This window comes from Bradyrhizobium sp. SZCCHNR1093 (assembly GCF_032381175.1).
GTDB lineage: Bacteria > Pseudomonadota > Alphaproteobacteria > Rhizobiales > Xanthobacteraceae > Bradyrhizobium.
Genome location: NZ_JAUHJJ010000004.1, coordinates 555,728 through 569,524, shown reverse-complemented (window position 1 = coordinate 569,524; position 13,797 = coordinate 555,728). Strand labels below are relative to the sequence as shown.

Annotated in this window: 13 protein-coding genes and 1 pseudogene; 8 read left to right on the top strand and 6 right to left on the bottom strand. The window is 64.6% G+C overall.

Annotated features, from left to right (window positions below; all coding sequences use genetic code 11):
* Positions 1-10 precede the first annotated feature (10 nt).
* Together trpD and QX070_RS17230 are read right to left on the bottom strand one after the other, a co-directional pair.
* Positions 11-1,024 (bottom strand): anthranilate phosphoribosyltransferase, encoded by a 1,014-nt coding sequence (gene trpD, locus QX070_RS17235; RefSeq protein WP_315738205.1) that lies wholly within the window; start codon positions 1,022-1,024, stop codon positions 11-13.
* Between the two features lie 20 nt (positions 1,025-1,044).
* The gene (locus tag QX070_RS17230; RefSeq protein WP_315738204.1) at positions 1,045-2,958 is read right to left on the bottom strand and encodes a peptidylprolyl isomerase; all 1,914 of its coding nucleotides are present in this window, start codon (positions 2,956-2,958) and stop codon (positions 1,045-1,047) included.
* Between the two features lie 222 nt (positions 2,959-3,180).
* Here QX070_RS17230 and tpiA point away from each other — a divergent pair, with 222 nt between their 5' ends.
* A complete protein-coding gene (tpiA, locus tag QX070_RS17225; RefSeq protein ID WP_315738203.1) occupies positions 3,181-3,933 on the top strand; it encodes a triose-phosphate isomerase in 753 nt (250 codons plus the stop codon).
* A gap of 32 nt (positions 3,934-3,965) precedes the next feature.
* On the opposite strand, the gene QX070_RS17220 is transcribed toward tpiA, so the two are convergent.
* Positions 3,966-4,493 (bottom strand): GNAT family N-acetyltransferase, encoded by a 528-nt coding sequence (locus tag QX070_RS17220; RefSeq protein WP_315738202.1) that lies wholly within the window; start codon positions 4,491-4,493, stop codon positions 3,966-3,968.
* Positions 4,494-4,495: 2 nt separating this feature from the next.
* The gene (locus QX070_RS17215) at positions 4,496-5,062 is read right to left on the bottom strand and encodes an XRE family transcriptional regulator (RefSeq protein ID WP_315738201.1); all 567 of its coding nucleotides are present in this window, start codon (positions 5,060-5,062) and stop codon (positions 4,496-4,498) included.
* A gap of 210 nt (positions 5,063-5,272) precedes the next feature.
* On the opposite strand from QX070_RS17215, the gene secG reads away from it, so the two are divergent.
* From secG to QX070_RS17180, 7 genes and pseudogenes are all read left to right on the top strand, one after another.
* Positions 5,273-5,656: a preprotein translocase subunit SecG gene (secG, locus tag QX070_RS17210; RefSeq protein WP_315738200.1), complete on the top strand. Its 384-nt coding sequence runs from the start codon at positions 5,273-5,275 to the stop codon at positions 5,654-5,656.
* Positions 5,657-5,823: 167 nt separating this feature from the next.
* The gene (locus QX070_RS17205; protein WP_315738199.1) at positions 5,824-7,455 is read left to right on the top strand and encodes a CTP synthase; all 1,632 of its coding nucleotides are present in this window, start codon (positions 5,824-5,826) and stop codon (positions 7,453-7,455) included.
* A gap of 81 nt (positions 7,456-7,536) precedes the next feature.
* Positions 7,537-7,863 (top strand): NIPSNAP family protein, encoded by a 327-nt coding sequence (locus tag QX070_RS17200; protein ID WP_315738198.1) that lies wholly within the window; start codon positions 7,537-7,539, stop codon positions 7,861-7,863.
* Positions 7,864-7,980: 117 nt separating this feature from the next.
* On the top strand, positions 7,981-8,847 hold the full coding sequence (gene kdsA, locus QX070_RS17195) for a 3-deoxy-8-phosphooctulonate synthase (RefSeq protein ID WP_315738197.1): 867 nt from the start codon (positions 7,981-7,983) through the stop codon (positions 8,845-8,847).
* Positions 8,847-10,058: pseudogene (locus QX070_RS17190) on the top strand (MFS transporter). Before kdsA ends, QX070_RS17190 begins: the two are co-directional and overlap by 1 nt.
* Before the next feature lie 908 nt (positions 10,059-10,966).
* On the top strand, positions 10,967-11,248 hold the full coding sequence (locus QX070_RS17185) for a YrhB domain-containing protein (RefSeq protein ID WP_315738196.1): 282 nt from the start codon (positions 10,967-10,969) through the stop codon (positions 11,246-11,248).
* A 994-nt stretch (positions 11,249-12,242) separates the two neighbouring features.
* Positions 12,243-12,818 carry a hypothetical protein gene (locus QX070_RS17180; protein WP_315738195.1) on the top strand — a complete coding sequence of 192 codons (576 nt, stop codon included), beginning with the start codon at positions 12,243-12,245 and terminating at the stop codon, positions 12,816-12,818.
* A 22-nt stretch (positions 12,819-12,840) separates the two neighbouring features.
* Here QX070_RS17180 and QX070_RS17175 read toward each other — a convergent pair whose 3' ends face one another.
* Both QX070_RS17175 and queF read right to left on the bottom strand, forming a co-directional pair.
* Positions 12,841-13,146, bottom strand: coding sequence for a hypothetical protein (locus tag QX070_RS17175; protein ID WP_315738194.1), 306 nt, complete (start codon positions 13,144-13,146; stop codon positions 12,841-12,843).
* 28 nt (positions 13,147-13,174) lie between these two features.
* Complete coding sequence (queF, locus tag QX070_RS17170; RefSeq protein WP_315738193.1) at positions 13,175-13,651, bottom strand: preQ(1) synthase; 477 nt, start codon at positions 13,649-13,651, stop codon at positions 13,175-13,177.
* Positions 13,652-13,797 lie beyond the last annotated feature (146 nt).

Genomic DNA, 13,797 nt, shown 5'->3' with positions numbered 1-13,797 from the left:
GCTCCGCAGATCAGTCGTTCGAGACGTCGATCAGCTGCTTCAGCCGCGCTGCTGCGGCGCCGCTGTCGAGCGAATCCCGGCCGATTGCGACGCCTTCCTTCAGCGTCTTGGCGCGGCCGGAGACAACCAGCGCCGCCGCGGCGTTCAGCAGGGCCACATCGCGATAGGGACTCGGCAGGCCATCGAGCACACTCTGCAGCGCCACGGCGTTGGCCGCCGCGTCACCGCCCTTCAGACCATCGCTGCCGCACAGGCCAAGCCCGGCCTCCTCGGGCGAGACCTCGAAGGTACGGATATGGCCGTTCTCCAGGGCGGCGACGAAGGTCGGGCCGGTCAAGGTGATCTCGTCGAGCCCGTCGGAGCCGTGCACGACCCAGGCGGCTTCCGAGCCAAGATTCTTCAGCACCTGTGCCAACGGCTCCACCCATTGCCGCGAGAACACGCCGACCATCTGGCGCCTGACGCCGGCCGGATTGGACAGGGGACCGAGCAGATTGAAGATCGTGCGAGTGGCGAGCTCGACCCGGGTCGGACCGACGTTCTTCATCGCCGGATGATGCGCGGGCGCAAACATGAAGCCGATGCCGGCCTCACGCACGCAGCGCCCGACCTGGTCGGGCTTCAGATCGATCTTGACGCCGAGCGCGGCGAGCACGTCGGCCGCGCCCGAGCGCGACGACAGCGCGCGGTTGCCGTGCTTGGCGACCGGCACGCCGGCGCCGGCCACGATGAAGGAGGCGCAGGTCGAGACGTTGACCGAGCCAGAGCCGTCACCGCCGGTGCCGACGATGTCGACCGCGCTCGCTGGCGCGTCGACGCGCAGCATCTTCGCCCGCATCACGCTGACGGCGCCGGTGATCTCCTCGACCGTCTCGCCGCGCACGCGCAGCGCCATCAGCAGCGCGCCCATCTGCGACGGCGTCGCCTCGCCCGACATCATGCTGTCGAAGGCGGACGCCGCCTCCTCGCGGGACAGCGGCGCGCCGGTCGCCACCTTGCCAATGATCGACTTGAGATCGTCCATCGCGTGCCCCTAGCGATCCGTCATTGGTTGCTGCTGCCGCCGCCGACCACCTGGGCCACGGCAGCCTCGTTGATCGTCGTCCCGATGTCCTTCTCGAGCTTCATGACATAGGCCGTGCCCTGCTCGTCGGCGAGCGCGCGCTGCAACTGGTCCTTCAGCTTCTTGGTGTCTTCGGACGCGAGGTCGACCTTCGGCTCGATGATGTCGGTGACACGAAACACAATCCACTGCCGGCCGCCATCAGCCTCGGTCTGACCGACGCCGTCCTTCGCCGTGCGGAATGCGGCGGTGATCGCTCCGGTGGGGACGCCGGGAACCGAGGCGTCGCGCTTGAACGCGCTGGCCGTCTCGACCTTCACGCCGAGCGATGCCGCCTCGTCGGCGAGCTTGCCGCCCTCGTTGAGCTTCTTGACCAGTTCGGTGGCCTTCGCGCGCAGCTTGGCTGCGACCTCGTCGTCGCGCCAGCGCGCGGCGACCTGATCCTTGACCTCGTCGAGGGGGCGATCGCGCGGCGGGGTGATGCCGAGAACCTCGAACCAGACATAGCCGCCGCGGAACGAGATCGGCTCGTTGTCGACACCGACGTCGCTGTTGAAGGCCTGCGCAACGACATCCAGGCCAAGCGGGATGTTCGAAACGGGCTGGCCGTTAGGTTGCTTGCCGGACCTGTCGACCGCTTCGAGCGTGACGGCATTGAGACCGAGCTTCTTGGCGGCCTCTGACACGCTGGCGCCACCGCCGCGCTCGTCTTCCATCTTGTCGCGAAGATTGGCGACTTGCGACTTGGCGCGGTCGGCTGCGATCTCTTTCTTGATGTCGGCAGCGACGCTCTCATATTCCGGCTGTTGGCCCGGCTGAATCGCGCTGACCTTGATCAGCGCCACGTTGAACGCGCCCTTGACCGGCTGGCTGACCTCGCCGGTCGGCAGCGAGAAGGCGGTATCGGCAACGACAGGGTCGAGAATCGCCGATTTCGTCACCAGACCGAGATCGAGATCGGCTGGGTTGAGGTTGCGCTCCTTGGCGAGCTCGTCGAACGTGACTTCACCCGCGGCGATCCGGGCGCGCGCCGCTTGTGCCTCCTCCATGGTGGAGAAGGTCATCTGCTGGACTTGGCGCTTCTCCGGCGTGCCCATCAGCGCCTTGCGCTGGTCGAACAGCTTCCTGGCGTCCTCGTCAGATACGTCGGTCCACTTGCCGATCTCTTCGGGCGTCACCACGACGAAGGAGATCTTGCGATATTCCGGCGCCTTGAACTGGGCTTTGTGCTCTTCGAAATAGGACGCGAGAACCTCGGGCGAGGGCGCATCGATGGTGCCGGCCTGCGCCGCGTCGAGCTTGATGTAATCGATCGAGCGCTGCTCGTTCTGGAAGCGGCCGAGCGCCTCGAGCATCGTGCTGGACGGCTCCAGCCCGGCCGCGATCGTGCCGGTGATCTGCCGCCGCAGCGACTGTCGGCGCTGGTCAGCCAGATAGCGCTGCTCGGTGAAGCCGAAATTGCGGATGATGGCCTGGAAACGCTGCGGGTCGAACGCCCCGTTCGGGCCCTTGAAGTTGGGATCGCTGAGGATCACCCGCATGGTCTCCGCATCGGACTGGGCGAGACCGAGACGGCGGGCCTGCTCGTCGAGGGCGGCTTCCGCAATCGTCTGCTGCAGAACGGAGCGGTCGAGCCCGAACATGCGGGCCTGCTCGGTGGTCAGCGGACGGCCGAGCTGGCGGCCGATCTGCTGCAGCCGGTCGGTATAGATCTGCCGGAACTCGTTGACCGAGATCTCCGTGCGTCCCACGGTTGCAGCCGTCGACTGCCCGAAGCCGCGGAAGATGTCGGCGATGCCCCAGATGCCGAAACTGACGATCAAAACGCCCATGACCACCGCCATGATGGTCTTGCCGAGCCAGTTTGATGAGGCCTTGCGTAATCCTCGAAGCATGGGTCCAGTCTGTCTGCAGGAAAAAGGATGAAGAGGCCGCGCCTTAAAGCAGATTCCGCAAAAGGCCGTCACCGAGTTGAAACGGCTTATAAAGAGGCCGCCGCCCGGTCGCAACCTCGGCCCTGAGGCCGATTGAAGCGGTGGGAAGACGGCTCCCGCTCTGGTGCTCGTCGAAGGGCTCTGCTAGCCGATGTCCGTCACAACATTTGCTGGAATCCCGCCATGACCGACCGCATCCGGCCGCTGATCGCCGGCAACTGGAAAATGAACGGCCTGAAGGCCTCGACCGCCGAGTTCGACGCAATGCTGGCCGGAGCCGCCGAGGTCACCGGCAAGGCCGATCTGCTGGTCTGTCCGCCCGCCACTCTGGTGGCAGGCTTTGCCGAGAGGGCACGCGGCACCCACGCGATCGCGGTCGGGGCCCAGGATTGCCACCCCAAGGCGTCGGGAGCCCATACCGGGGACATCTCGGCGGAGATGCTGGCCGATGCCGGCGCCAGCGCCATCATCGTCGGCCATTCCGAACGGCGCGCCGATCATGGCGAAACCGATGTTGTGGTGCACCAGAAGACTGAGGCGGTGTGGCGCGCCGGATTGGTCGCGATCGTTTGCGTAGGCGAGACCCTGCAGCGCGATGCCGGGCAAACGCTCGACATCCTGCGCGGCCAGCTCAACCTCAGTCTGCCGCAGGGCTCACGGGCCGACAACCTGGTCGTGGCCTATGAGCCGGTCTGGGCGATCGGCACCGGCCTGACCCCGACCGCCAAGGATGTCGAGCAGATTCATGCCTTTATCAGAGAGCTGCTGATCGATCGCTTCAAGCAGGAGGGAGCGCGGACGCGCATCCTCTATGGCGGCTCGGTGAAGCCCTCCAATGCGGCCGAGCTGATGGCGGTCGCGAATGTCAACGGCGCGCTGGTCGGCGGCGCCAGCCTGAAAGCCTCGGACTTTCTCGCCATTGCGAAGGGCTGTTGAGAAGCGACGTGAGCGAAAACGCGCCAGGCGTTTCAGTCCGCCTGTTCGATTCGCTTCCAATAGATCTTCGTGCCGGTGAGGCCGCCATGCGGCTTCAAGGCATAGTCCGGAATGGTTCCGCTCAGCTGGAAGCCGACGCTTTCATAGAGCTGTGAGGCGCCCCCATCCTCGGCGGTATCGAGGACCAGCATCGTCCGCCCATGCGCGCGGGCGAGGTTTTCGGCCGCGCAGAGCAGCGCGGTCGCGATTCCGCGTTTGCGGTGGCTGATGCGCGTCATCATCTTTGCGATCTCGGCGCGGTGCGGCTGGTTTGGCGGCAGCTTCAGCTGCAGCGTCACGGTCGCGATCACATCCTCTCCATCTAAGGCGCCAAGAACGGCTCGTTCGCCGCGCGCCGCGGCCGACAGCGATTCCCGCCAGAACGCGTCGGCATCCTCCTCGCGAAGCGGGTGCATGAAGCTGACCGAGCCACCATGGGCGACCGTTTCGATCAGCATTGCGCGAAGCGCAGCCCGGATTGCCGGCGTATCGGACAGGGCCGCGATTCGGGGCGGGGACATTCTCAACTCCTGGCAAGGGCGACGACGTAGACGCAGGGCGCGTCGGTCTCATTGGCAAAGGTGGTGTCGATCGGTGGGCCGAAGCCGAGGCAGTCGCCCGGCCCGAGCACGTGGCGTTCCGCGCCTTCCGTGATGGTCAATTGCCCGCTCTGAACCCAGAGGAGCTGGCGGATGTGGATGTAGGAGGAGGCCGGCAAGGTTACGCTGCGGTGCGCCGGCATCTCGACGGTCACCAATTCGATCGGATGATCCGGCCTGAGAAAGACCTGGCGCCTGACGTAGCCCGTGTCCGGGTCGCGCCAGACCGGCTGCTCGGCGGCCTTGGACAGGCGCTCCGACTGGGCTTCGGCGCGGAGCATCAGGCCGGCCAGCGTGAGATCGAACGCGCTCGCGAGCTTGACCAGAATGACCGCGGTCGGGCTGACCTCGGCGCGCTCGATCTTGCTGATGGTGGCCTTCGACACGCCCGAGCGTTCGGCGAGGTCGGCCAGCGACCACCCACGGCCGTCCCGTTCCAGCAGCAGGCGACGGGCGAGCCTCTGGCTGAAGTCGTCTATTATTTGATCCATTCGTCTCTAATAGTGGATATTGAAGCGGCCGGCAAGTGTCGACCCGGAGGGCGACGTCGGCGCTTGTGCGAAGCGCGGTTGGGATTATCTGCGGGGTGGCGTTGCTCGACATGATCGTGTAACACCGCGCAAATTTCCGAATAGCCCGCGAAGCTCTCGCGATCCCGGCCCCCGGTCGGGGCCTGCGAGGGCTTGTGACGGAAGGTCACCATGCAGACTGTCTTGATCGTCATCCACCTCATGATTGTCGCCGTCCTGATCGGTACGGTGCTGTTGCAGAAATCCGAGGGCGGTGGCCTTGGCATGGGCGGCGGCGCCGGTTTCATGTCGAGCCGCGGCACGGCCAACCTGCTAACGCGCACGACCGCGATCCTGGCACTCCTCTTCTTCCTCACCAGCCTGGCGCTGACTTGGCTCGCGGGTCTGGATCGCAAGCCGACCTCGATTCTCAACAACCTGCCGGGGCAGACCCAGTCAGGCGGAGCGACCCCAGTGGCGCCGACCGCGGGCGGCGTGCTCGACCAGCTCAAGAAGGCCGACGAGCAGCAGGCACCCGCGGCTCCGGCTGCGCCGCAGGCCCCGCAGTCGCAATAACGCGGGCAAGCCATGCAGGAACGCAATTGGCGTCCTGCGTCATGAGGCGGTCTCAAGTACCTGAGACCATTAATATTTTGAAGTAACCCACAGGCCCGCGACAGCGTTGCGGGCTGCAAGCGATTCGTTTTGGCGAATCGAGCGCGCGGCATTAAAGGTAGGGTCCCATGGCGCGGTACATCTTCATCACCGGCGGCGTGGTTTCCTCGCTCGGAAAGGGTCTGGCTTCAGCCGCGTTAGGCGCGCTGCTGCAGGCCCGCGGCTACAAGGTCCGGCTTCGCAAGCTCGACCCCTATCTCAACCTCGATCCCGGCACGATGTCGCCGTATCAGCACGGCGAAGTGTTCGTGACCGATGACGGTGCCGAGACCGATCTCGATCTCGGTCATTACGAACGCTTTACCGGCCGGCCGGCGACCAAGGCCGACAACATCACCACGGGCCGGATCTATCAGGACATCCTGACCAAGGAGCGGCGCGGCGACTATCTCGGCGCGACCATCCAGGTCGTCCCGCACGTGACGAATGCGATCAAGGATTTCGTCCTGTCCGGGAATGACGAGTACGATTTCGTGCTGGTCGAGATCGGCGGCACCGTCGGCGACATCGAGGGCCTGCCGTTCTTCGAAGCGATCCGGCAGCTCGGCAACGAGCTGCCGCGCCATCACGCGATCTATATCCATCTCACGCTGCTGCCTTACATTCCGAGCGCCGGCGAGTTGAAGACCAAGCCGACGCAGCATTCGGTCAAGGAGCTGCGCTCGATCGGCATCCAGCCGGACATCCTGCTGTGCCGCACCGACCGCCCGATCCCGAAGGAGGAACGGCGCAAGCTCGGCCTGTTCTGCAACGTGCGCGAAAGCGCCGTCATCGAGGCGCGCGACGTCGACAACATCTATGCCGTGCCGGAGGCCTATCATGCCGCCGGCCTCGACGACGAAGTGCTGGCCGCGTTCGGCATCGAGCTGCGGGTGCCGCCGGCGCTGGCGAGCTGGCACACGATCAACGAGCGCGTCCGCAATCCGGAAGGCGACGTCACGATCGCGATCGTCGGCAAGTACACGGGCATGAAGGATGCCTATAAGTCGCTGATCGAGGCGCTCTCTCACGGCGGGATCGCCAACAAGGTCCGCGTCAAGCTCGACTGGATCGAGAGCGAGGTGTTCGAGAACGAAGACCCGGCGCCATTCCTCGAGCACGTCAACGGCATCCTGGTGCCCGGCGGCTTCGGCCAGCGCGGCGCCGAGGGTAAGATCCGCGCGGCGCGGTTCGCGCGGGAGCGTGACGTGCCGTATTTCGGCATCTGCTTCGGCATGCAGATGGCGGTGATCGAGGCGGCGCGCAATCTCGTCGGCATCACCGAGGCCAACTCGACCGAGTTCGGTCCGACGCCGGAGCCGCTCGTCGGCCTGATGACGGAATGGCTGCGCGGCAACGAGCTGGAGAAGCGCTCCAAGAGCGGCGATCTCGGCGGCACGATGCGGCTCGGCGCCTATCCTGCGGCGCTCAAGCGCGGCAGCCGCGTCTCCGAGGTCTATGGCGGTGCCACCGAGATCTCCGAGCGCCATCGCCACCGCTACGAGGTCAACACCGCCTACAAGGACCGGCTCGAGCAGCACGGTCTGAAGTTCTCCGGCCTGTCGCCGGACGGCGTGCTGCCGGAGATCGTGGAATATGAGGACCATCCCTGGTTCATCGGCGTCCAGTTCCACCCCGAGCTGAAATCGCGGCCATTCGAGCCGCATCCGCTGTTTGCGTCCTTCATCCAGGCGGCGATGGTGCAGTCGCGGCTGGTCTGACGACCGTCTTTGACGGTGTGGCCGAATATTGCGAGAACGCTCCCTGATCACACGATCCAACGACAGATCAGGGAGTGACCAATGATCTACGAGAGCCGCATCTATCGCTGCATTCCAGGCCGGCTGCCGGCGCTGCTGAAGCGCTTCGAGACCACGACGCTGAAGCTGTGGGAGAAGCATGGCATCCGCCCGGTCGGCTTCTTCACGACGCTGATCGGCGAATCCAACCAGGAGCTGACCTATTTCCTGGCCTGGGAATCGCTCGCCGAGCGCGAGACCAAATGGACTGCGTTCATGACCAATCCCGATTGGATCGCGGCGCGCGCCAAGAGCGAGGAGGACGGCCAGATCGTCGCCAACATCACCAGCCAGTTCCTGGTACCGACCGCGTTCTCGGCCTTGAAATAGAAGCCGGAGAGGGGCGGGGATGACCGATCCCCGCAACCCTGCTATTCGCGGGCACAGGCCGGGTTGATCCGGACGCCAGCGCTGGGCATGGTCGCGCACTCTCAAGAGGATGATGTCGTGAACGCTTCGATCTCTGCTGCGCCGGTCGTCTCGGTCGGCTCCATCAGCTTCGGCAATACCCTGCCGCTCGCCGTCATCGCCGGCCCCTGCCAACTCGAGAGCCGCGCCCATGCGCTCGAGGTCGCCTCGGCGCTGAAGGAGATCGCGACGCGGCTGAACATCGGGCTCGTCTACAAGACCTCGTTCGACAAGGCCAACCGCAGCAGCGGCTCGGCTGCGCGCGGCCTCGGGCTTTCGCAGTCGCTGCCGATCTTCGCCGAGATCCGCGCGTCGCTCGGCCTGCCCGTGCTGACTGACGTCCACGATGCGAGTCAGTGCGCCGAGGTGGCGCAGGCGGTCGACGTGCTGCAGATCCCGGCCTTCCTGTGCCGGCAGACTGACCTGCTGCTCGCGGCCGCCGCGACCGGCAAGGTCGTCAACGTCAAGAAGGGCCAATTCCTGGCGCCATGGGACATGGCCAATGTGGTCGCCAAGATCACGGGCTCCGGCAATCGCAACGTGCTGGTCACCGAGCGCGGCGTCTCGTTCGGCTACAACACGCTGGTCTCCGACATGCGCGCGCTGCCGATCATGGCGCGCACGACCGGCGCGCCCGTCATCTTCGATGCCACGCATTCGGTGCAGCAGCCGGGCGGGAAGGGCACCTCGTCGGGCGGCGAGCGCGAATTCGTGCCGGTGCTGGCGCGGGCGGCGGTGGCGGTCGGCGTGGCCGGCGTCTTCATCGAGACGCATCCGGATCCCGATCATGCGCCCTCCGACGGGCCGAACATGGTCCCGCTCGCGCAGTTCGAGGGTCTGCTGCGAACGCTGATGGCGTTCGACCAGCTCGCAAAGGGGCAGGCGACGACCGGCCTCGCGCGCTGATGCACCAGCCCGTGGCCCGGCCCTCCGAGCAGCGCTTTCCTCCGGCCGTGAACATCATCGCGCTGGCGGGCTTCTCGGCGGCGCTGTCGACGCGGGCGCTCGATCCGGTGCTGCCGCATGTCGCCGAGGATTTTTCGATCAGCATCACGACTGCGGCCGGGATCGCGGCCGGCTATGCGCTGATCTATGCCCTGATCCAGCCGGCGATCGGCGCCGCCGCCGATCTGTTCGGCAAGGCGCGGCTGATGACGCTGTGCCTCGCATTGCTCGGTGTCGCCAGCATCCTCGGCGCGCTCGCCACCTCGTTTCCGCTGCTGTTCGCCTCGCGCATTCTTGCCGGCATCGCCTCTGGCGGCGTGTTTCCGGTGGCGCTCGGGCTGACCAGCGATCTCGTTGCACCCGACAAGCGGTAGGTCGCGATCGGCCGCACGCTCGCGGGCTCGATGGCGGGCAACCTGCTCGGCGCGACGGCATCCGGCATCATCGGCGATTTCATCGGCTGGCGTGGCGTGCTCGCGATCCTCGGCGCGCTCGGGCTGATCGCCTCCTTTGCGGTGGCGGCAGGCTTTCGCGGCGCCAAGGTCACGCATGCGCCGACCACCGATCTCGCCGCGCTGAGGAAGGGCTACCGCACCATCTTCACCAACCCCAATTCGCGCTTCTGCTTCTCGGCGGTGTTCGTCGAAGGCTGCTGCGTGTTCGGGCTGTTTCCGTTCATCGCCTCGTTCCTGTTCGATCTCGGCGAGACCTCGCTGTCGATCGCGGGCATCGTCATCGCAGGCTTCGCGGTCGGCGGGCTGTTCTACACGTTCACGGTGTCGAACTTCCTGCCGCGGCTCGGCGTCAAGGGCATGATGATCACGGGCGCTGCCCTGGTCGGGCTGCAGCTCGCCGCGCTCGCCTTCGGCCCGGGCTGGAAGCTGCAGTTCGGCTGCATGCTGCTGATGGGCTGGGGCTTCTACATGATCCATGGCTGCCTGCAGGTGTTCGCCAGCGAGCTGTCGATCGGGGCGCGCGCGACCGCGATGTCGCTGCACTCGTTCTTCTTCTTCATGGGCCAGACGGTCGGCCCGATCGCCTATGGCTTCGGCCTGGTCCATGGCGGCAAGCAGCCGACGCTGCTGATCGCCGCCATCATGATGGTCGTGCTCGGCTTCGCCTGCGCCGCGCTGCTGCGGCAGCGGCCGCCGGCGGATGCAGCGGCGACGTGACGGCGCGCTCGTTTGCGAGCCGGCCATCCTTTCCTCGCTGTTGATGCTGATGCTGCGCGCCTCTGACATGGCGTGTTGCTGTCGTTGACACGGACGCACCGCCCCGATCTCGCGGCGCATCGGCGTCCGAGCTTTGCCTTTGAGAGTGCCCTTTTCCGAGAAGAGGGCACGGGGAATGCCGGGAGCTGGCCGCCCCCATGGCCCGCCAGCGAGAAAAAATGCTGGCGGCAGGAACCACAGGTTCAGCCGAGACATCCCGGCATTCCCCGCGCGATGGTTGGGCGGCTTATACGTACTCTCCCCGGGGACCGGGCTGTCTTGCCCCCGTGACCGGCGGATCATCATCACCGCCAGCGTAGCCTCAGCGTCGGGAGGCCAGGACCATACGATTTCGCCGGCGCATCAGGCTCGTTCGTCCGCATGAGTGATCACGCTGCGAACCCGACACGCCCACCGCATCCCGCCTCAACGTCCGTGACGACCGCGAAGCGCCCCTCTGATCGAGACGGGATGGTGATAGTCAATCACAAATTCCGATAAAGCGAAAGTGGAATATTTTTAGCGGGATGTCTGAGAGCGGTGATCGGCTTGAAAGCGCGGCACAAACTGGCTTTCGGGGCAGCGGTTTGATGGTTGCGTCGACTGAGAAGGTCGAACGGGAGCGTGCCCGTCGGGCGACTCAGTGGCCATAGGCTCGCGGGCGGGAGAAGATTCATTCAGTGGTGCGGTACAGGGCTGAGACCCAGGAAGGCCTGCTCAACTGAAAAGTACCAAGCCAAATAGATGAGTATCAGTGAGGCCACACAGGCGCAGGCTACCTTTTCCCGAAACACTGTCTGACTTGTTCGTAATGCCCACAACGAGCGGGTATAAGTCTGCCAGTTTGTATGGTGTTTGAGGACTCACGGATGGTTTCTTTCGACGAAGCGAGAGAGTTGGCCGCCAGACACGTCGCGGAACTGGAGCAAGTGGCTGGATGCGAGTTGGTGGTTCTTGAAGAGGCCACGAAAAATGTGGAGCAAGGATGGGTCTTCTTTTATGACTCAAAGTTGCATCAAGAGACGGACGAGTTTCAGTATTCGCTTGCCGGAAACGCTCCCATCTTCATAGATCGGGACGGCAAGCTCCGAAATTTGCCTACCTACCTGTCGTGGCAGGAAGGGCTGAAGCTGGTGCTTGCAGAAAATTGAGACGGGTTTGATCGTCGCTCTAGAAGAGAACTGCCGGAAATACGTCTTTGCTCCTGCCAAATCTTCTTGCAGGATGGCGGAATGACAACCGAAGGTTGTTTCTCCGCCGATATCTCGCCCAGCAATGCAGACGCTGCCGCATGCGTTCGTGCAATCCTGGCCGCCGTCTGCCCCCTGGCGGCCGAGTACTATGCCCTACAGGTAAGCCCCTGGGCGTCACCGGTGAGATCGCCGAGTTCGCCGCCGCAGAATGCCTCGGTCTTGGCGCGTACCGCTGGGTATGACGCCGTTCGCCAAAGTCCGAACGGACCCGTTCGTATCCAGATCAAGGGCCGCGCCTGCACCGGGAATGCAAACCGAGGCCAGCGGATCGGGCGCATCGAGCTCGACTCCGCCTGCGACGTGGCTCTACTGGTGCTACGAAATACGGTGACATTGCACTAAATGCCCCGGAGCGGCGGATTGTGAATTAAGTGCACTGTCACCATAATCCTGGGATTGTGAATTAAGTGCACTGTCACCGTAATCCCGTAATCCCATACGATTTCGCCGGCGCATCAGGACCGCTCGTCCGCATGAGTGATCACGCTGCGACCCCGACACGCCCACCGCATCCCGCCTCAACGTCCGTGACGACCGCGAAGCGCCCCTCTGATCGAGACGGGACGGGAGCAATCAATCACGAATTCCGATAAAGCGAAAGAAGAATGTTTTTCGCGGAAGATCTGGACAGGGGTGATCGCCCTGAGCGGACAACAAAATTCAGTTTTGAGGCGCAGGAGGTTCAGCAGTCGAAATCGATGGCGAAGGGCCTCGCCTGATAGCAACCATGCCCGACGGGCGACTCGCCGCCACGGACGGTCATTGATGCGGGACTTTGCATGCGCTGCGCCGCAAATGCGTGCGCCGGCCAATACAACCTGAAGGTATTTTGACTTGTGTTTCTGATTTGTTCTATCTAATATTCTTGGCGGTGAGTGAAGGGAGAACGACGGTGAAGCGGGCGGGGCATTTGTTGCTGTATGTCGCGATCGTTGCGGGCGGTTTCCATCAGGCGCTGGCGCAGCCCTCGGCCAAGTCCGAGAGCCCACGCGTTGCTGCGACGGCGCCTGCCAAGATCCTGCTCAGCGCCCACAGGGGCGATGCGACCATTCTGACCATCTCCGACCAGGATAGCGACACCGCCGCGGTGACGTTCCGGATCGAGCTCGACGACGCGATCGAGAGCTGCCTGCGCGAGCCGCCGCCTGACGACAGCAAGCCGGCGGAAGTGGCGCGTTGCGCCAAGCAGGTCATGGATCTCAACGCCGGCAAACAGACCAAGCGGCGGGCGATGTGCTCCAAGAACACGGTTTATACCGAGTTCGGCAACTACTCGCTGGTCGGCACCGGGGAGCCTCAGTCGAGCGGCGAAGGAAAGAAGATGATCCGCACCAACTGGAAGGATCATCGCAACGAGCAGATCGTCGACAACAGCACGGCGGCGAGGACGGACGCAATGCTGAGTACGTTTCAGATCCTGTGTCCATCCGCCTACAAGGCGAAGTTCGACGGCTACTACGCGTATTGAGGCAGGAGCGCGCGATCGGCGACTACCAGTCGAGGTTGGCCGAGCGGCACGTCTCGCAGACGCTCACATCGTCCTTCCGGGAAAGCGGACGACGGCAGCGGTGGCACGTGCCTTCCGTCAGCGTTACATGCAGCGTCAGAGCTTTGGCTTCCCTCATCGAGAAGCCAAACTGGGCGACGAGCAGTTTGTGGCCCTCAATCTGGCTGCGGCGGATTTCGGCTGCAATTCTCGCCTTGTCCGTTGCTGACAGCGAAGGCGGCCACGTGACGGTTGTGGTGCACTTGGGACAGAACACCGACAGGCGGGCATATTCGACTGCGCCGTTCACGACCGCACCTTCCGCTTCTCGATCGTCATCACCCCCGCCCGCGATACGGCGCCACGCCCTGGTCCGGCACCCACAGGCCCTTCGGCAGCTTGCCCGTTTGCCAGAACACGTCGATCGGGATGCCGCCGCGAGGGTACCAGTAGCCGCCGATGCGCAGCCATTTGGGCTTGATCTCTGACGCCAGGCGCTTGCCGATCGCGACGGTGCAGTCCTCGTGGAAGGCGCCGTGGTTGCGGAAGCTCGCGAGGTACAGCTTGAGCGACTTGGATTCGACCAGCCAGGGACCGGGGGCGTAGTCGATGACGATATGGGCGAAGTCCGGCTGACCGGTCACGGGGCAGAGCGAGGTGAACTCGGGCACCGTGAAGCGGGCCAGGTAATCCGTGTCCTTCTGCGGATTGGGAACGCGGTCGAGCTTGGCCGCGTCCGGACTGTCGGGCGTCGCCACCTCGCGGCCAAGCTGAAGGCCGGCGGATGTCAGGGATGGGTTGGATTTTTTCGCCATGTGTCGTGTCACCTGCCGCAGAGGCGCCCCTTTAGCCAATCGGAGCGCCCACGTCATCCGCTTCGTGATTTCCGCGTCAGGTGGCCTTTTCGCCCCCGTGACCTTGCGGTAGAAGCAGCGCAACAACGTCCACCCAGAAACGCCCG

Coding starts and splice junctions, on each gene's coding strand:
- QX070_RS17220 (WP_315738202.1), bottom strand. CDS start 4,493: ATGTCCCCGCCCCGAATCGCGGCCCTGTCCGATACGCCGGCAATCCGG.
- trpD (WP_315738205.1), bottom strand. CDS start 1,024: ATGGACGATCTCAAGTCGATCATTGGCAAGGTGGCGACCGGCGCGCCG.
- secG (WP_315738200.1), top strand. CDS start 5,273: ATGCAGACTGTCTTGATCGTCATCCACCTCATGATTGTCGCCGTCCTG.
- tpiA (WP_315738203.1), top strand. CDS start 3,181: ATGACCGACCGCATCCGGCCGCTGATCGCCGGCAACTGGAAAATGAAC.
- QX070_RS17185 (WP_315738196.1), top strand. CDS start 10,967: ATGGTTTCTTTCGACGAAGCGAGAGAGTTGGCCGCCAGACACGTCGCG.
- QX070_RS17200 (WP_315738198.1), top strand. CDS start 7,537: ATGATCTACGAGAGCCGCATCTATCGCTGCATTCCAGGCCGGCTGCCG.
- QX070_RS17205 (WP_315738199.1), top strand. CDS start 5,824: ATGGCGCGGTACATCTTCATCACCGGCGGCGTGGTTTCCTCGCTCGGA.
- QX070_RS17215 (WP_315738201.1), bottom strand. CDS start 5,062: ATGGATCAAATAATAGACGACTTCAGCCAGAGGCTCGCCCGTCGCCTG.
- QX070_RS17230 (WP_315738204.1), bottom strand. CDS start 2,958: ATGCTTCGAGGATTACGCAAGGCCTCATCAAACTGGCTCGGCAAGACC.
- queF (WP_315738193.1), bottom strand. CDS start 13,651: ATGGCGAAAAAATCCAACCCATCCCTGACATCCGCCGGCCTTCAGCTT.